15 protein-coding genes are annotated in these 16,849 nt (G+C 65.1%); 6 read left to right on the top strand and 9 right to left on the bottom strand.

What is annotated here, in order from left to right; all coding sequences use genetic code 11:
- Nucleotides 1-102: 102 nt before the first annotated feature.
- From choV to B4M43_RS09570, 3 genes are all read right to left on the bottom strand, one after another.
- Nucleotides 103-1,281, bottom strand: coding sequence for a choline ABC transporter ATP-binding protein (choV, locus tag B4M43_RS09580; protein WP_296266439.1), 1,179 nt, complete (start codon nt 1,279-1,281; stop codon nt 103-105).
- Nucleotides 1,278-2,126, bottom strand: a complete 849-nt coding sequence (choW, locus tag B4M43_RS09575; protein WP_296267299.1) for a choline ABC transporter permease subunit — start codon at nt 2,124-2,126, stop codon at nt 1,278-1,280. Before choW ends, choV begins: the two co-directional genes overlap by 4 nt.
- A gap of 105 nt (nt 2,127-2,231) precedes the next feature.
- On the bottom strand, nt 2,232-3,179 hold the full coding sequence (locus B4M43_RS09570) for a choline ABC transporter substrate-binding protein (RefSeq protein WP_296266438.1): 948 nt from the start codon (nt 3,177-3,179) through the stop codon (nt 2,232-2,234).
- 451 nt (nt 3,180-3,630) lie between these two features.
- Between B4M43_RS09570 and B4M43_RS09565 the strand changes: the two genes are divergently transcribed.
- Together B4M43_RS09565 and B4M43_RS09560 are read left to right on the top strand one after the other, a co-directional pair.
- Nucleotides 3,631-5,007 (top strand): L-serine ammonia-lyase, encoded by a 1,377-nt coding sequence (locus B4M43_RS09565; protein ID WP_296266435.1) that lies wholly within the window; start codon nt 3,631-3,633, stop codon nt 5,005-5,007.
- Between the two features lie 389 nt (nt 5,008-5,396).
- The gene (locus B4M43_RS09560) at nt 5,397-6,503 is read left to right on the top strand and encodes a GlxA family transcriptional regulator (RefSeq protein WP_296266432.1); all 1,107 of its coding nucleotides are present in this window, start codon (nt 5,397-5,399) and stop codon (nt 6,501-6,503) included.
- A gap of 55 nt (nt 6,504-6,558) precedes the next feature.
- Here the strand turns inward: B4M43_RS09560 and B4M43_RS09555 are convergent, their stop codons facing one another.
- The 5 genes from B4M43_RS09555 to choX form a co-directional block, all read right to left on the bottom strand.
- On the bottom strand, nt 6,559-6,819 hold the full coding sequence (locus B4M43_RS09555; RefSeq protein ID WP_296266430.1) for a hypothetical protein: 261 nt from the start codon (nt 6,817-6,819) through the stop codon (nt 6,559-6,561).
- 342 nt (nt 6,820-7,161) lie between these two features.
- On the bottom strand, nt 7,162-7,632 hold the full coding sequence (locus B4M43_RS09550; protein WP_296266428.1) for a thioesterase family protein: 471 nt from the start codon (nt 7,630-7,632) through the stop codon (nt 7,162-7,164).
- Nucleotides 7,633-7,642: 10 nt separating this feature from the next.
- A complete protein-coding gene (locus B4M43_RS09545; protein ID WP_296266427.1) occupies nt 7,643-8,608 on the bottom strand; it encodes an L-carnitine dehydrogenase in 966 nt (321 codons plus the stop codon).
- A 101-nt stretch (nt 8,609-8,709) separates the two neighbouring features.
- Nucleotides 8,710-9,594, bottom strand: coding sequence for a 3-keto-5-aminohexanoate cleavage protein (locus B4M43_RS09540; protein WP_296266425.1), 885 nt, complete (start codon nt 9,592-9,594; stop codon nt 8,710-8,712).
- Nucleotides 9,595-9,914: 320 nt separating this feature from the next.
- Nucleotides 9,915-10,841 carry a choline ABC transporter substrate-binding protein gene (gene choX / locus B4M43_RS09535; RefSeq protein ID WP_296266423.1) on the bottom strand — a complete coding sequence of 309 codons (927 nt, stop codon included), beginning with the start codon at nt 10,839-10,841 and terminating at the stop codon, nt 9,915-9,917.
- 353 nt (nt 10,842-11,194) lie between these two features.
- On the opposite strand from choX, the gene B4M43_RS09530 reads away from it, so the two are divergent.
- Nucleotides 11,195-12,133, top strand: coding sequence for a GlxA family transcriptional regulator (locus B4M43_RS09530; protein ID WP_296266421.1), 939 nt, complete (start codon nt 11,195-11,197; stop codon nt 12,131-12,133).
- Nucleotides 12,134-12,421: 288 nt separating this feature from the next.
- Here B4M43_RS09530 and B4M43_RS09525 read toward each other — a convergent pair whose 3' ends face one another.
- Nucleotides 12,422-12,823 (bottom strand): lysozyme inhibitor LprI family protein, encoded by a 402-nt coding sequence (locus tag B4M43_RS09525; RefSeq protein WP_296266420.1) that lies wholly within the window; start codon nt 12,821-12,823, stop codon nt 12,422-12,424.
- A gap of 286 nt (nt 12,824-13,109) precedes the next feature.
- Here B4M43_RS09525 and B4M43_RS09520 point away from each other — a divergent pair, with 286 nt between their 5' ends.
- The 3 genes from B4M43_RS09520 to dgcA all read left to right on the top strand — a co-directional run bounded on the left by B4M43_RS09520 (nt 13,110) and on the right by dgcA (nt 16,829).
- The gene (locus B4M43_RS09520) at nt 13,110-14,087 is read left to right on the top strand and encodes a dipeptidase (RefSeq protein WP_296266418.1); all 978 of its coding nucleotides are present in this window, start codon (nt 13,110-13,112) and stop codon (nt 14,085-14,087) included.
- A gap of 135 nt (nt 14,088-14,222) precedes the next feature.
- Nucleotides 14,223-14,753, top strand: a complete 531-nt coding sequence (locus B4M43_RS09515) for a DUF5943 domain-containing protein (RefSeq protein ID WP_296266416.1) — start codon at nt 14,223-14,225, stop codon at nt 14,751-14,753.
- Between the two features lie 15 nt (nt 14,754-14,768).
- Complete coding sequence (dgcA, locus tag B4M43_RS09510) at nt 14,769-16,829, top strand: dimethylglycine demethylation protein DgcA (protein WP_296266415.1); 2,061 nt, start codon at nt 14,769-14,771, stop codon at nt 16,827-16,829.
- Nucleotides 16,830-16,849 lie beyond the last annotated feature (20 nt).

Raw genomic sequence — 16,849 nt, 5'->3', positions numbered from 1 at the left:
TAGCCGCGATGGGCCGCAACGCGGCCCTAATTCAGGCGCCGCGCAACCCCTGATAGGTCGGTGTTGGGGCCAATGGGCCGCAATGCGGCCCTGACGCGGGCCTCACCCGTGGTTCTTGCCGAGCAGGGCATGGTATAGCTCGGTGTCCCCCAGAATCCCCACTACCTGGTCGTTCTCCTGCAACACCAGCTTGTTGCCGGTGTGGTAGCGGATCTGCAACGCCTCGCGCATGCCGATATCGGCGTGCACCAGGGTCGGCCGGCGGCCCAGCGCTTCGACCGCCTGCCCCGGCGCCCAATGCTGCATGTCCAGGCCGTTCTGGCCCTGGCGCGCACGCTGCAGCGAACCGCCTTCGCCGAGGTCGAGCCAGGCATCGTCGCCTGGGTCCAGGCATACCGAACCGTTGATGCGCTTGCATTGGTCGAGGGTGCGCATCAAGCTGCGTCCGCACAGTACGTTGAGCGGGTTGGTGTGGGCGACGAAGGTCCGTACGTACTCGTCGGCCGGGTTGAGCACGATCTCTTCGGGCTTGCTGTACTGGATGATCCGCCCGTCTTTCATGATGGCGATGCGTGTGCCGAGCTTGAGCGCCTCGTCCAGGTCATGGCTGACGAACACGATGGTCTTGTTCAGCTTGCGCTGCAGCTCCAGCAGCTCGTCTTGCAGCCCCTGGCGGATCAGCGGGTCGAGCGCCGAGAAGGGCTCGTCCATCAGCAGAATGTCGGCATCCATGGCCAGCGCCCGGGCCAGGCCCACGCGCTGCTGCATGCCGCCCGAAAGCTCGTCGGGGCGTTTGTTGCGCCACTGCGTCAAGCCCACCAGTTCGATCTTGTCGTCCACCAGCTTGCGCCGCTCCTTTTCGGGGCGGCCCTGCATTTCCAGGCCGAAGCTGATGTTTTCGCGCACGGTCAGCCAGGGCATCAGGGCGAACTTCTGAAACACCATGGCGATGCGCTTGGTGCGCATCATCTTCAGTTCGGCCGCCGAACAGTGGGCGATGTCGATGTGGTTGCCTTCGTGCTCGACGAACAGCTTGCCGCGGCTCACGGTATTAAGGCCGTTAATGCAGCGCAACAGGCTCGACTTGCCCGAGCCGGACAGGCCCATCAGCACACAGATCTCGCCCTTGTTGATGTCCAGGTTGGCCTTTTCCACACCGACCACCAAGCCCGTCTGCTTGAGGATCTGTTCGCGGGTCTTGCCTTCGTCGAGCAGGCTCAGGGCTTCGCGCGGCTTGTTGGTGAAGATGACGTCGACATCTTCGAATCGGATGATGCTCATGCTTCACTCCTTGCCGGCAGCTCGGGTTGCTTGCAGATACGGTCGAGCATGATCGCCAGAAGGACGATCGCCAGGCCTGCTTCGAAGCCCAGGGAAATATCGGCGGTGTTCAAGGCGTTGACCACCGGTTTGCCCAGGCCATCAGCGCCGACCAGGGCGGCGATCACCACCATCGACAGCGACAGCATGATGCACTGCGTCACGCCGGCGGCGATGCTCGGCATGGCGTGCGGCAGTTCGATGCGGGTCAGCAGTTGGCGGCGCGAGCAGCCGAAGGCCTTGCCGGCGTCCATCAGCTCTTGCGGTACGTCGCAGATGCCCAGGTAGGTGAGGCGGATGGGCGCGGCGATGGCGAACACCACCGTCGAGATCAGGCCGGGCACCACGCCCAGGCCGAACAGGGTCAGGGTCGGGATCAGGTAGACGAAGGTGGGCACGGTCTGCATCAGATCGAGCACCGGGCGCATGGCGGTGTAGAACATCGGCTTGTGCGCGGCGAGGATGCCCAGCGGCACGCCGATGGCCACGCAGACCACGGTGGCGAAGGTGACTTGCGCGAGGGTTTCCATGGTTTCCTGCCAGTACCCCAGGTTGAGGATCAGCAGAAACGACAGGGCGACGAAGAGGGTCAGGCCGATACGGCGCTGGATCAGGTGCGCCAGCGCCGCGAACAGGGCGATGAGCACCAGCGGGTTGAACCAGGTCAGGGCGTTGGTGACCCCGAAAATCATGAACTCCAGGCCCTTGGCGATGGCGTCGAAATAGTTGGCGCCGACTTGCGTCAGCCACTCGACGAACGACGCCATGTACTGGCCTAGCGGTATTTTCTGATCGATGAGCATGATAGCGAGCTTCCACCTGCAAAGATTGAAATCAGTCCGGGGCGGGCACGGTCCCACCCCGCGGTAGTGCCTGGCGGCCGGGGCGGCCGCCTGCTATTGCGTGGGTCGTTACTGCGTGAGTTTGGCCTTGGCCGCCTCCAGCCCCGGTTTGCCATCGACGGCCGTCACCCCGGCCAGCCAGGTGTCGAGCACATCCGGATTGTTCTTCAGCCAGGCCTTGGCGGCCGCGTCGGCTTTCATCTTGTCGTCCAGGACATTGCCCATCAGGGTGCTTTCCATCGGCAGGGTGAACGCCAGGTTCTTCAGCAACTGGCCAACGTTGCTGCATTCCTGCGCGTAGCCCTTGCGCGTATTGGTGTAGACGGTCGCCTTGCCGTAGTCGGGGCCGAAGAATTCGTCGCCGCCGGTGAGGTACTGCATCTTGAAGCGGTTGTTCATGGGGTGCGGTTCCCAGCCGAGGAACACCACGTCCTCGCCGCGTTTGCCGGCACGGTCGACGGCCGCGAGCATGGCCGCCTCGCTCGACTGCACGACCTTGAAGCCGGCGTCTTTGAGGCCGAAGGCGTTCTTGTCGATCATGCTCTGGATGGTGCGGTTGCCGTCGTTGCCTGGCTCGATCCCGTAGATCTTGCCGTCGAGTTCGTTCTTGAACTTGGCGATGTCGGAGAAATCCTTCAGGCCCTTGTCGTACAGCGCCTGCGGGACGGCGAGGGTGTACTTGGCGTTTTCCAGGTTGGCGCGCACGGTGTCGACGGTGCCGGCCTCGCGGTAGGGCTTGATGTCGTTCTCCATGGTCGGCATCCAGTTGCCGAGGAAGACGTCCAGGTCCTTGCCCTTGGCCAGCGACTTGTAGGTGATGGGGACGGAGATCATGGTGGTCTTGGTCTGGTAGCCAAGGGCTTGGAGCACGGCACTGGTCACCGCAGTGGTCACGGTGATGTCGGTCCATCCGACGTCCGAGAAGCGCACCGTGTGGCACTGCTCGGGTTCGGCGGCCTGGGCCAGCAGCGGTGCGCACAGCACGGCGGCCAGCAACAGCGAGGGTGAGGCTTTCATGGGTGGACTCCTGTAGTTTTTTCTTCGGGTTCGCGTGGATCGCCGCGCCTTCTGTCGGGCGCCGGTCGTCCGGGCCTGCCGGGTGCAGGGTGCGGGGCCGTGCAATACGAGTCGGTTTCGATAATCCACCAGCGCTGGGCATTCGCCTACTGCCAGGGTCGCAACCAGTGCAGCATAGGTCGCATCCAGTACGCGCAATGTCGCTTAGAGATTTTTCCACCGCCGCAGCGGTTGTTTTGCGTCGCCGAGCGCCTTGAAAGCGGCCGTTTCAGGCCTGTGCGGGGTGCGCCGCAGAGGGCGCTGGCGGACAAAACTACGTCCGTTGCAGACGGCGAGCGGGTGGGTAAAAGCTTGATGATGCACGCCTCTCCAGTAGCCCCCGCCGAGCCTGACGGGTGCGCCGCGCCGCGCATGACGCGCACAGACAAGCCCATCAAGAGGTGATCCGACAATGGCCATCAGCGTGTTCGACCTGTTCAAGATCGGTGTCGGGCCTTCCAGCTCCCACACCGTCGGCCCCATGCGCGCCGGCGCCCTGTTCGTGCAGGGGCTGCGCGAGCGGCACCAGTTGGCACAGGTACGGCGCATCGAAGTGCGCCTGTACGGTTCGCTGTCGGCCACAGGCGTAGGGCACGGCACCGACAACGCCACGCTGATGGGCTTGATGGGCGAATGGCCCGACCAGATCGACCCCACCCAGATCGGCCCGCGCATCGCCGCGCTGCGCGAAACCCACACCTTGCAGCTGGACGGGCGTCTGCCGATCGGGTTCGTCTGGGCGCGCGACATGCTGCTGCTCGACGAGAACCTGCCGTACCACCCCAACGCCATGACCCTGGTCGCCTACGACGAGCAGGGCGAGTTGCACCAGGACACCTACTACTCGGTCGGCGGCGGCTTCGTGGTCGATGCCGCCCAGGCCGCCAGCGGTGTGCTCGACGCCGACCAGACCGTGCTGCCCTACGACTTCAACAGCGCCGCCGAGCTGCTGGCGCTGTGCAAGCAAAACGACATGCGCGTGTCGCAATTGATGATGGCCAACGAGCTGACCTGGCGCAGCGAAGCCGACATCCGCGCGGGCCTGCTCAAACTCTGGCACGCCATGCAGGAATGCGTGAGCAACGGCCTGAAGTACGAAGGCACGCTGCCCGGCGGCCTCAACGTGCGCCGCCGCGCCGCCAAGCTGCACCGCAACCTGCAGGAAATCGGCAAGCCCAACGTCATCGGCTCGACCATGAGCGCCATGGAGTGGGTCAACCTGTTCGCCCTGGCGGTCAACGAAGAGAACGCCGCCGGCGGGCGCATGGTCACCGCGCCCACCAATGGTGCGGCCGGCATCATTCCGGCGGTGCTGCACTACTACGTGCGCTTCTCCGATGTGGTCGACGAAAGCAACGTGGTGGATTACCTGTTGGCCGCAGCGGCGGTGGGCATCCTGTGCAAGAAGAACGCTTCGATCTCCGGCGCCGAAGTGGGCTGCCAGGGCGAAGTCGGCTCGGCCTGCGCCATGGCCGCAGCAGGCTTGGCCGACATCCTCGGCGGCACCCCGGCGCAGGTGGAGAACGCTGCGGAAATCGCTCTCGAACACAACCTCGGCCTGACCTGCGACCCGGTCGGCGGCCTGGTCCAGGTGCCGTGCATCGAGCGCAACGCCATCGCGGCGGTCAAGGCGATCAACGCCGTGCAGATGGCCTTGCGCGGCGACGGCGAGCACTTCATTTCCCTCGACCAGGTGATCCGCACCATGCGCGACACCGGTGCCGACATGCACGACAAGTACAAAGAAACCTCTCGCGGCGGCCTGGCCGTCAGCGCCATCGAGTGCTGATGCCCGGTAACGGGTCCGCACCCCTGTGAATTGCCCCTTTTTGGCACATATCCGGCACGCGCCGAGCGGTGTTCGTTACCGCGCTCGACACGTGTGCCGGTGACAGTCGGGATGTCGTTTCTGGACACGTCTGCCGGCAGTGATACCGAAATGCTCAGTGCCTATAAGCAAACGCGCTAACTCAGTGCTTTCCGATTTCCTACAAGCTCTTAGGAAAGCACCTAATCCACTGACTTGGAGGTCGTTTTTCGACTTTGTTGAACGCTCGACCAATTCAGGCATGCCAATTGCGTTGTAATTGGCAAAAGCTCCGCCAACGAATCGGGGCCATTACAAGAACCAGTGCTCGCCTGAAGCACACCCCTGCATTTGTGTGAGGAGAAATCACGATGACATCGTCCACCTCCGGGCCTCAATCCCAGAACCGCACAACGCCGCAATCCATCGGGTTCCTCCTGTTGGACAACTTCACCCTCATTTCCCTGGCCTCGGCGGTCGAGCCGCTGCGCATGGCCAACCAGCTGTCGGGTCGCGAGCTGTACCGCTGGCACACCCTGACCCTCGACGGCGGACAGGTATGGGCCAGCGACGGCCTGCAGATCACCCCGGACGCGGCCATGCACGCCGCGCCGACCATGGACACCGTGATCGTTTGCGGCGGGGTGGGCATCCAGCGCACCGTGACCCGCGAACACGTGACCTGGCTGCAGGCCCAGGCCCGCCAGTCGCGCCGTCTGGGCGCGGTGTGCACCGGCAGTTGGGCGCTGGCCTGCGCCGGCCTGCTCGACGGCTTCGATTGCAGCGTGCACTGGGAGTGTCTGGCCTCGATGCAAGAAGCCTTCCCGAGGGTGAACATGAGCACGCGCCTGTTCACCCTCGACCGTAACCGCTTCACCAGCTCCGGCGGCACCGCACCGCTGGACATGATGCTGCACCTGATCAGCCGCGACCACGGCCGCGAACTGTCGGCGGCGATCTCGGAGATGTTCGTCTACGAGCGCATCCGCAACGAACAGGACCACCAGCGCGTGCCGCTCAAGCACATGCTCGGCACCAACCAGCCGAAGTTGCAGGAAATCGTCGCGCTGATGGAAGCCAACCTGGAAGAGCCGATCGACCTCGACGAACTGGCCGTATACGTCGCCGTCTCGCGCCGTCAGCTCGAACGCCTGTTCCAGAAGTACCTGCACTGTTCGCCGTCGCGCTACTACCTCAAGCTGCGCCTGATCCGCGCGCGGCAGCTGCTCAAGCAGACGCCGATGTCGATCATCGAGGTGGCGTCGGTGTGCGGCTTCGTCTCCACGCCGCACTTCTCCAAGTGCTACCGCGAATACTTCGGCATTCCGCCGCGCGACGAGCGGGTCGGCTCCAACACCACCCAGCAGGTGGCGATGATGCCGATTCCGCAGGCCATGGTGCTGTCGCCGCACAGCGGCCCGATGGCGGCCCTGAGCCAGGCGCGCAACGAATCGACCTTCGCCAGCGTTCGTCTGTAGACCCTGGAGGCCCGGCTGCGGCGCTCGCTGCGGGCGCCGGGCCAAACGTCGTCGTTCAGGCCTGTTGCGGCTTGAACTGCGCCAGCGCAGGCAACAGTTGCTTGTCGATGGCCTGGCGCACGGCCGGCAGGATCGTCGCGCTGCCGGTGTACATCTCCTCGACCATGCTCTTGAGCGACCTGGCGTTGGGGGCGTTCAGCCCACGCACCGCCGCGTCGCAGGCCTGCTCGGCGCTGGCGCCGGCCGGCACGTCGAAGCCGCGTGCCCGGAGGAAGCCTGCCAGGTCGTCCTGATCGATCAAGTCCGCATGCATCATGGTCGTGGTTCCTTGTTATGGGGTTCGCGACCGATTCTGGGTCGGGTGCGGCAGGCTAGCAAGGGCTGCGGCGGTGCATGGCCGCTTTGGCTAAGCACAGGTCGTTTCCGGCTAAATCGAGCGCCCTGCAAATCGGCCACACTGAACCCATTCACAGTCCCCGGCAGGTTTGGTCACCCGCCTTCACGCACAGTGGATGCTCGCGCTTGGCCCCGGATGCTCACGGCTTTCCGGGGCCGTTTTTTTTGCGCGGCACTGCGTTGGACGATGCTGCGCAGGGCCGGCCGGCCCAGCCCCGCGCAGCCGCCGCCCGCTGCCCGTCGTCCCGGGCGATGGCCACGCTCAGCGTGAAAGGCTCAACGCCCGGGCGCGCCATTGGAGCGCGGCTTGCTCAGGCTGCTGCTCCGCCAGCGCGCGCAGGGCTTGAAGGCTGCGCTCGCCGAACGGCGCCGATTTCGGCCCGGCCAGGTCCACGTGCAGCAGCATCTGTTCACTGGCTGCCAGCGTTTCGTCGAAACCCTCGCGGTGCAGCGTGTGGTAGACCAGCAGGCGCTTGTGGTCGAACTCGACGAGGTGGGTCTGCACCCAGACCTGCGCGCCGAGCTTGACCTCGTGCAGGTAATTGACGTGCGCCTCCAACGTGAACAGCGAATGGCCGTTTTGCCCTCGGCTGTCGGCATCCAGGCCGATACGCTCCATCAGCGCATCGGTGGCGTAGCTGAAGATCAGCAGGTAATAGGCGTCGCGCAAGTGGCCGTTGTAGTCGACCCAGTCTTCGTGGATGGCGGTGCGGTAGGTGATCGCTGCGCTCATGTCGCCTTCCTCACTCGTCGAAGGCCAGGCCGTGCTTGGCCTTGCTGGTTTTCACGGCGTCCAGCACGGCCAACAGGGTGTCGTCGCGGTAGCGTTCCAGCGCGGCGATGCTGCGCTCGCCCAGTTGCGCCGAGGTGCCGTCGACCACGTCGTCGATCAGGCGCTCGGTGAGCTCAGGCGCCGGCAGGTAGGTCCAGGGCAACTGCAAGGCCGGGCCGAACTGCTGCATGAAGTGGCGCATCCCGGCATCGCCGCCGGCCAGGGTGTAGGTCAGGAAGGTGCCCATGAACGACCAGCGCAAGCCGGCGCCGAAGCGGATCGCGTCGTCGATCTCGCCCGTGCTGGCCACGCCGTCGTTGACCAGGTGCAAGGCCTCGCGCCAGAGCGCTTCGAGCAGGCGGTCGGCGATGAAGCCGGGCACTTCTTTGCGGACGTGTAGCGGGCGCATGCCGAGTGCGGTGTAGACCGTCTTGGCGGCTTCGATGGCTTCGGGTGCGGTGTGCCGGCCGCCGACCACTTCCACCAGCGGCAGCAGGTATACCGGGTTGAACGGGTGGCCGACCACGCAGCGCTCGGGGTGGGTGGCCGATTCGTAGAACTCGCTGGGCAACAACCCCGAAGTGCTGGAGGCGATGATCGCGTCGGGTTTGGCCGCGGCGCTGATGCGGGCGTGCAGGTCGAGCTTGAGCTCCAGGCGTTCGGGAGCGCTTTCCTGGATGAAGTCGGCGTCGCGTACGCAGGCTTCGACGGTGTCCACGAAGGTCAATCGGCTTTGTGCGGCGCCGGGGGCCAGACCTTGTTTCTCCAGCGCCGGCCAGGCGTTGGCGATGCGCTGGCGCAAGGCTCGTTCGGCGCCAGGGGCCGGGTCCCAGGCCACGACGTCCAGGCCGTGGGCCAGCGCGCGGGCAACCCAGCCGCTGCCGATGACCCCGCTACCCAGGGCGGCGAAGGTGTTGATCGTGGAAATGAAAGGCATGGCGAATCCTCTAGCGAAGCGGTAGCAGGGACGAGCGCTGGCCGAACGGGCGCAGGCCCGCTCGTGCGGCAGGTTCGTCGGTCAATGGGGGCGAGTAGCGTTCAGCGGCGCTTGAGGCGCATCTTTTCCCGGCCTTCGGCAGGGCTGAGCACGCGGGCGCCCAGGCGCGAGACGATCTCTACGGCGCGCTCGACCAGCTGGCCGTTGCTGGCCAATACGCCGCGGTCCAGGTACAGGTTGTCTTCCAAACCCACCCGCACGTTGCCGCCGAGCAGCACGGCCTGGGCCGCCATCGGCATCTGCATGCGGCCGATGCCGAAGCCTGCCCAGGTGGCGCCGGCCGGCAGGTTGTCGACCATCGCCTTCATGGTCGCGGTGTCGGCCGGCGCGCCCCAGGGGATGCCCAGGCACAGCTGGAACAGCGGGTCGTCGAGCAGGCCTTCCTTGATCATCTGCTTGGCGAACCACAGGTGGCCGGTGTCGAAGATCTCCAGCTCGGCCTTGACCCCCAATTCCGTGATCCGCTTGGCGCCGGCGCGCAGCTGCGCGGGGGTGGAGACGTAGATCGAGTTGCCGTCGCCGAAGTTGAGGGTGCCGCAGTCGAGGGTGCAGATGTCCGGCAGCAGCGCCTCCACATGGGCCAGGCGCTCCAGCGGGCCGATCAGGTCGGTGCCGCTGCCGAAGTCCATGGGCGATTCGCCCGGGCCGATTTCCAGATCGCCACCCATGCCGGCGGTAAGGTTGACGATGATGTCCACGTCGGCTTCGCGGATGCGTTCCATGACCTCGCGGTACAGCGCCACGTCGCGGCTGAAGCGGCCGGTGTGCGGGTCACGCACGTGGCAGTGCACCACGGTGGCGCCGGCCTTGGCCGCTTCCACGGCGGCGGCGGCGATCTGTTGCGGAGTGACGGGCACCAGGTGGCTCTTGCTCGCGGTGTCGCCAGCGCCGGTGAGGGCGCAGGTGATGATGATGTCGTGGTTCATGGGGCGGGTTCCTTGGCGCGGTCGGGCGCGTGTCCGGGGAAGGTGGTCGTGGTTCGTTCGGGTGCGTTGCCGAAGGTGGCCGTAGTGCGGCTGTGGGTTTCAATCTGCCATCGGTGACGTACCTCAAAACCTTGTAGGAGCGGCCGGTTCGGCGCTCCGATTGGCCGCGATGGCCGGCAACGCCGGCCCCCTCGACCACTGCGATCCATCTGAAGAAATGCACTGCTTGAACTGGGCCGGCGTTGCCGGCCATCGCGGCTAAAGCCGCTCCCACAGGTGGGGCGTTGCTGGCTGTTGGGTGCGATCCCGGGAGCGGCGAGCTACAGCGCCGGTTTGCCGTCGAAGGTGGTGACGCCTTCTAGCCAGCGGGTCTTGTCCTGCGGGTGGTCCTTGAGCCACTGGCGGGCCGAGTCGAGCGCGTTCTTGCGGTCGAGCAGCGGCTGCATCATGCGGCTCTCGTCTTCGGCGCTGAAGGTCAGGTTGCTCAGCAGGCGGTAGGCGTTGGGGCAGCGCTCGGCGTAGTCCGGCGCGGTGACGGTCCACACCGTGGCGCGGCCCTCGTCAGGCCCCATGGCGCCTTCGCTGTCGGCCAGGTAGACCATGCCGCCCTTGACGTTGACGTTCATCGGGTGCGGCTTCCAGCCGAAGAACACCACCGCCTCCTGGCGCCGAATCGCACGGTCCACTGCCGCGAGCATGCCGGCCTCGCTGGACTCGACCAGGGTGAAGCCGCCCAGGCCGAACTGGTCCTTGTCGATCATCGCCTTGATCTGCGTGTTGGCCCCCGAGCCTGGCTCGATGCCGTAGAGCTTGCCGCCCAGCTCCTGCTTGAACTTCTGGATGTCGGCGAAGCGCTTCAGGCCCTTGTCGGCCAGGTACTGCGGCACGGCGAGGGTGGCGCGGGCATCGTCGAGGTTGGGTTTGTCGAGCACCTTCACCTGGCCGGCATCGACGAAGGGCGTGATGGTCTTGGTCATGATCGGGTTCCAGTAGCCCAGGAACAGGTCCAGGCGCTGGTCGCGGATGCCGGCGAAGATGATCTGTTGCGAAGCGCTGGTCTGCTTGGTGCGGTAGCCCAGGTCGTCGAGCAGCACCTGGGCCATGGCGCTGGTGGCGATGACGTCGGTCCAGTTGACCACGCCCAGGCGCACGTCCTTGCAGACGGCGGGCTCGGCGGCGTACAGCGGGGCGGACAGCAGGCTGGCCAGGGCGAAGGGTAGCGAAAGGCGGCGGATCGAGCGGTGCATGGTGGCTCTCCATCGGCAGGGCATTTTTGTGCGGCCGGTCTCTACGGACCGTGAATACACGCTACGCTGGCGACTCGCCGGGCAAGCGCACGTTGGCGACGAGGATTTGCACTGTGGCGACCACTTGCGTTTTAGGTGTCGCCCGGATGGGTCTTCGGACTACGCTGGCAGGGCGCCGGGCGAGCGCTCGCTGGCGACCAGGATTTGCACCGTAGCGGCTACCTGCGTTCTCGATGTCGCCCGAAGGGCTCTTCGAACGCAGCGGCGCTACGGCAGCGCACGGCCCTTACAAACGTGGCCAGGGATTCCAACGCGCGGCGGCGCCCCTCCATCGACACACCCCAGAGGCCGAGATGCCCGACACCATCGACTTGCTGCTATTGCCGGGCTTCTCGGCCATGGGCTTCATCAGCGCCATCGAACCGCTGCGCGTGGCCAATCGCTTTCGCCAGGATCTGTACCGCTGGCGTGTGCTGAGCCTGGACGGTAGCGCCGTGCAGGCCAGCAACGGCATGTCGGTGAATGCCGACCAAGCCTTGGAGGAAGGCGAAGCCGGGCGTCTGCTATTGGTGGTGGCCGGCTTCGAGCCGCTGCGCAGTTTCGGTCCGGCGTTGCAGCACGCCTTGCGCAAGCGCGAGCACGCCGGGGTGACGTTGGGTGGTATCGACACCGGCGCGATGGTGCTTGCCGAAGCCGGGTTGCTGGACGGTTATCGGGCCACGGTGCACTGGGAAGCGCTGGAGGCTTTCCGCGAACGCTATCCCACCACGCAAGCCACCCAGGAACTGTTCGAAATCGACCGCCGGCGCATCACCTGTGCCGGCGGTACGGCGTCCATCGACCTGATGCTCGACCTGATCGCCCAGGCCCACGGCAGCGAGCTGGCGGTACAGGTGTCGGAGCAGTTCGTGCTGGGGCGCATCCGCCCCCGACAAGACCACCAGCGCATGGAGATCGCCGTGCGCTATGGCCTGCGCAACAAGAAGCTGGTGCAGGCCATCGGCGCCATGGAAAAACATCTGGAAACGCCGCTCGACACCTTGGCCCTGGCCCAGGCGGCGGGTGTCACCCGGCGTCAGCTCGAACGCCTGTTCCGCCTGCACTTGGCGCAGACCCCGAGCGGCTTCTATCTGGCGCTACGCCTGGACAAGGCGCGGCAGCTGCTGCGCCAGAGCGACTTGAGCGTGACCCAGGTGGGCTTGGCGTGCGGGTTCGAGCTGGGGTCGTATTTCACCCGCTGCTATAAACGGCGCTTCGGCCATTGCCCGCGCGAAGCACGGCGGGGTGAGTGACGGGTGGAGAAAGGGGCGCTGGGGTGGTAATCGAGGGGTAGTGAGTTGCTGGGCCAGGGCGACATCGTTGCCCGCCGCGGCTGATCGAAGCGCGAGTCGGCTATTCCGACAGGCGCCCCATGAGCAATTTTGGAGTTATAGGCAATCGTCTCAGGCGACCGTCGTATAGGAGCGGTGGTTCGGCATTCCGATCCAGCCGCGATGCGCGGCAGCGCGGCCCTGTCTCGGGCACCGCCAAGCACCTGACGGAAAGCGATCGCAGCCATTGACACTGCTGCGCAGGCTATCTCACTGCTGAACCAGCGACTGCAAATATTCGGAACGGTCGTCGCTGCGCTGCGCCAGGCAGGTGTTCCACGCCGCTTCGAAGGCCTTGCTGCCCGGCTTCTCGGCGTAGGTCTCGACCTTGCAGTCGGCGTCGCGCAGTTGTGTCCACAAGGTCTGCGCCGCTTGCAGGCGGGCGGTCAGCTCATGGGCCTGCGCGGTTTGCCCGGCAGCCTGCTCGTCGACGCGTGCGAGCAACTCGTCGAACGCCGCCTTCAATTCACGCTCGGCTGTCTGCCGGTTGAAGGCGGCGCAGGCCTGGGCCTGCTGCTCGGTGTCGACGGTGTCGCACGGCGTGCTGTCTTCCTCGCCGGCCTGGGCACCCATCATCACGCCCATCAGGACCAGCCATGCCATCGCTTTCATCGGGTTTCTCCAGGTCCATCGGTGAGCGGTCGGACGATTCTCGCAGAGGGTCGGCAAGGCCGGTAGACGGCGCGGCCAATCTTCATCGAAAACGACCTCCGGCGGCGTTATCGAGACTGGCTCTCATCGCCGCAGCCCGCGCCAGAGCGCTCTTCGTCGGGCCTTGACGCTTTCGGCAAACCCCCTGTCGTTTTTGTATCGGGGCGTCGCAAGTGACAGGCATATGCTGCCCCCAAAGCGCCGGCACAAGCCTTGGCGCCAACATTCGATAAAAGGGGACAGCCTGATGAGCCCAGCCGAACTTCACGCCGACAGCATCGTCATCGACGGCCTGATCATCGCCAAGTGGGATCGCGAACTGTTCGAAGACATGCGCAAAGGCGGCCTGACCGCCGCCAACTGCACGGTATCGGTTTGGGAAGGCTTCAAGGCGACCGTCGACAGCATCGCCGCCAGCCAGAAACTCATCCGCGAGAACAGCGACCTGGTGATGCCGGTGCGCACCACCGCCGACATCCGCAAGGCCAAGGAACAGGGCAAGACCGGCATCCTCTTCGGCTTCCAGAATGCCCATGCCTTCGAAGACCAGATCGCCTACGTGGAGATCTTCAAGCAGCTGGGCGTGGGCATCGTGCAGATGTGCTACAACACCCAGAACCTGGTCGGCACCGGCTGCTACGAGCGCGATGGCGGGCTGTCGGGCTTCGGTCGCGAGATCGTCGCCGAGATGAACCGCGTCGGCATCATGTGCGACCTGTCCCATGTCGGTTCCAAGACCAGCGAGGAAGTCATCCTCGAATCCAAGAAGCCGGTCTGCTATTCGCACTGCCTGCCGTCGGGGCTCAAGGAGCACCCGCGCAACAAGTCCGACGCAGAGCTGAAGTTCATCGCCGACCACGGCGGTTTCGTCGGCGTGACCATGTTCGCGCCCTTCCTGGCCAAAGGCATCGACTCGACCATCGACGACTACGCCGAGGCCATCGAGTACACCATGAACATCGTCGGCGAAGACGCCATCGGCATTGGCACCGACTTCACCCAGGGCCATGGCAAGGAATTCTTCGAATACCTGACCCACGACAAAGGCTACGCCCGCCGCCTGACCAGCTTCGGCAAGATCATCAACCCGCTGGGCATCCGTACCGTGGGCGAGTTCCCCAACCTGACCGAAACCCTGCTCAAGCGCGGCCATTCCGAACGTGTGGTGCGCAAGATCATGGGCGAAAACTGGGTCAACGTGCTCAAGGACGTGTGGGGCGAGTGAGGCACCTCCGGGGCTGCGCAGCGGCCCCGATCCAGCCACCTCGACATCCCCCTCCGAACCCTCCCCGACAACGATTCGAAACAAGAGCCACTGCGGCTTTTGCCTCCCAATAAAAATTTCTGGAGTTGAGTTTCCATGGCCAAGATCGCCCCGCAATTGCCAATCGAAGTCGACAGCGAGACCGGTGTCTGGACCAGCGACGCCTTGCCGATGCTGTACGTGCCGCGGCATTTCTTCGTCAACAACCACATGGGCATCGAAGAAGTCCTGGGCGCCGAGAAGTACGCCGAAATCCTCTACAAGGCCGGCTACAAGTCCGCCTGGCACTGGTGCGAGAAAGAAGCCGAATGCCACGGCCTGGAAGGCGAGGCGGTGTTCGAGCACTACATGAAGCGTTTGAGCCAGCGCGGTTGGGGCCTGTTCGAGATCCAGTCCATCGACCTCGACAAAGGCACCTGCGAAGTCAAGCTCAAGCACTCGGCGTTCGTGTACGTGTACGGCAAGTGCGGCCGCCAGGTCGACTACATGTTCACCGGCTGGTTCGCCGGCGCCATGGACCAGATCCTCGCTGCCCGTGGCAGCAACATCCGCACCGTGGCCGAACAGGTCTATGGCGGATCCGAAGAAGGCCACGAAGATGGCCTGTTCGTTACAAAGCCGTTGTAAGCCGGAGAAACCGTCATGGCCTTCGAAGCAATGTTCCAGCCGATCCAGATCGGCAAACTGACCATCCGTAACCGCGTGCTCAGCACCGCCCACGCCGAGGTGTACGCCACCGACGGCGGGATGACCACCGACCGTTACGTCAAGTATTACGAAGAGAAGGCCAAGGGCGGCATCGGCATGGCGATCTGCGGCGGCTCGTCCGTCGTGGCCATCGACAGCCCGCAGGAATGGTGGGCCTCGGTCAACCTCTCGACCGACCGCATCATCCCGCACTTCCAGAACCTCGCCGACGCCATGCACAAGCATGGCGCCAAGATCATGATCCAGATTACCCACATGGGCCGTCGCTCGCGCTGGGACGGCTTCAACTGGCCGACCCTGATGTCGCCCTCCGGCGTGCGCGAGCCGGTGCACCGTGCCACCTGCAAGACCATCGAGCCGGAAGAGATCTGGCGGGTGATCGGCAACTACGCCCAGGCCGCGCGCCGGGCCAAGGAAGGCGGCCTGGACGGCGTCGAACTGTCGGCCGTGCACCAGCACATGATCGACCAGTTCTGGAGCCCGCGGGTCAACAAGCGCACCGACGAGTGGGGCGGCAGCTTCGAAGGCCGCATGAAGTTCGGCATGGAAGTGCTCAAGGCCGTACGTGCCGAGGTCGGCGACGACTTCTGCGTGGGCATGCGCATCTGCGGTGACGAGTTCCACCCCGACGGCCTCAGCCACGAAGACATGAAGCAGATCGCCGCGTATTACGACGCCACCGGCATGGTCGACTTCTTCGGCGTGATCGGCTCGGGTTGCGACACCCACAACACCCTGGCCAACGTCATCCCCAACATGAGCTACCCGCCGGAGCCGTTCCTGCACCTGGCGGCCGGCATCAAGGAAGTGGTCAAGGTTCCGGTGCTGCACGCGCAGAACATCAAGGACCCGAACCAGGCCCAGCGCATCCTCGAAGGCGGCTACGTCGACATGGTCGGCATGACCCGCGCGCACATGGCCGACCCGCACCTGATCGCCAAGATCAAGATGGGCCAGGTGGACCAGATCAAGCAGTGTGTCGGTGCCAACTACTGCATCGACCGTCAGTACCAGGGTCTGGACGTGCTGTGCATCCAGAACGCCGCGACCTCCCGTGAATACCTGGGCGTGCCGCACATCATCGAGAAGAGCACCGGCGCCAAGCGCAAGGTGGTGGTGGTCGGTTGCGGCCCTGCCGGCATGGAAGCCGCCCGTGTGGCGGCCGAGCGCGGCCACGACGTGACCGTGTTCGAGAAGAAGGAACAGATCGGCGGGCAGATCATCACCGCCTCGAAAGCACCGCAGCGCGACCAGATCGCCGGCATCACCCGCTGGTACCAGCTAGAGTTCGCCCGCCTGAAGATCGACCTGCGCCTGGGCACGGCCGCCGACGTGGCGACCATCCAGGACCTGCGCCCGGACATCATCGTGCTGGCCAACGGCGGCCATCCGTTCGTCGAGCAGAACGAGCACTGGGGCGCCGCCGAAGGCTTGGTGGTGAGCAGCTGGGACGTGCTCGACGGCAAGGTCGCGCCGGGCAAGAACGTGCTGGTCTACGACACCATCTGCGAGTTCACCGGCATGTCGGTGGCCGACTTCATCGCCGACAAGGGCAGCCAGGTCGAGATCGTCACCGACGACATCAAGCCGGGCGTGGCCATGGGCGGTACGACCTTCCCGACCTACTACCGCAGCATGTACCCCAAGGAAGTGATCATGACCGGCGACATGATGCTGGAAAAGGTCTACCGCGAGGGCGACAAGCTGGTGGCAGTACTGGAGAACGAGTACACCGGCGCCCGCGAGGAGCGGGTGGTGGACCAGGTGGTGATCGAGAACGGCGTGCGTCCCGACGAGCAGTTGTACTACGCGCTCAAGGAAGGTTCGCGCAACAAGGGCCAGATCGACGTCGAAGCCCTGTTCGCGATCCAGCCGCAGCCGATCCTCAGCCAGCCGGGCGAGGGCTACCTGCTGTATCGCATCGGCGACTGCGTGGCCCAGCGTAACGTGCATGCGGCGATCTACGACGCGCTGCGCCTGTGCAAGGACTTCTGATCGGGCCTGCTCGAAAGCCG

The sequence above is a fragment of the Pseudomonas sp. UBA6562 genome, assembly GCF_002434265.1.
Classification (GTDB): Bacteria; Pseudomonadota; Gammaproteobacteria; order Pseudomonadales; family Pseudomonadaceae; genus Aquipseudomonas.
The sequence above is the reverse complement of the archived record's forward strand: the minus strand, read 5'-3'. Positions and strand labels throughout refer to the sequence as shown.

Excerpts from the sequence above, each read along its gene's own strand:
- choV (WP_296266439.1), bottom strand. The coding sequence starts at position 1,281 with ATGAGCATCATCCGATTCGAAGATGTCGACGTCATCTTCACCAACAAG.
- B4M43_RS09570 (WP_296266438.1), bottom strand. The coding sequence starts at position 3,179 with ATGAAAGCCTCACCCTCGCTGTTGCTGGCCGCCGTGCTGTGCGCACCG.
- B4M43_RS09565 (WP_296266435.1), top strand. The coding sequence starts at position 3,631 with ATGGCCATCAGCGTGTTCGACCTGTTCAAGATCGGTGTCGGGCCTTCC.
- B4M43_RS09560 (WP_296266432.1), top strand. The coding sequence starts at position 5,397 with ATGACATCGTCCACCTCCGGGCCTCAATCCCAGAACCGCACAACGCCG.
- B4M43_RS09555 (WP_296266430.1), bottom strand. The coding sequence starts at position 6,819 with ATGATGCATGCGGACTTGATCGATCAGGACGACCTGGCAGGCTTCCTC.
- B4M43_RS09550 (WP_296266428.1), bottom strand. The coding sequence starts at position 7,632 with ATGAGCGCAGCGATCACCTACCGCACCGCCATCCACGAAGACTGGGTC.
- B4M43_RS09545 (WP_296266427.1), bottom strand. The coding sequence starts at position 8,608 with ATGCCTTTCATTTCCACGATCAACACCTTCGCCGCCCTGGGTAGCGGG.
- B4M43_RS09540 (WP_296266425.1), bottom strand. The coding sequence starts at position 9,594 with ATGAACCACGACATCATCATCACCTGCGCCCTCACCGGCGCTGGCGAC.
- choX (WP_296266423.1), bottom strand. The coding sequence starts at position 10,841 with ATGCACCGCTCGATCCGCCGCCTTTCGCTACCCTTCGCCCTGGCCAGC.
- B4M43_RS09530 (WP_296266421.1), top strand. The coding sequence starts at position 11,195 with ATGCCCGACACCATCGACTTGCTGCTATTGCCGGGCTTCTCGGCCATG.
- B4M43_RS09525 (WP_296266420.1), bottom strand. The coding sequence starts at position 12,823 with ATGAAAGCGATGGCATGGCTGGTCCTGATGGGCGTGATGATGGGTGCC.
- B4M43_RS09520 (WP_296266418.1), top strand. The coding sequence starts at position 13,110 with ATGAGCCCAGCCGAACTTCACGCCGACAGCATCGTCATCGACGGCCTG.
- B4M43_RS09515 (WP_296266416.1), top strand. The coding sequence starts at position 14,223 with ATGGCCAAGATCGCCCCGCAATTGCCAATCGAAGTCGACAGCGAGACC.
- dgcA (WP_296266415.1), top strand. The coding sequence starts at position 14,769 with ATGGCCTTCGAAGCAATGTTCCAGCCGATCCAGATCGGCAAACTGACC.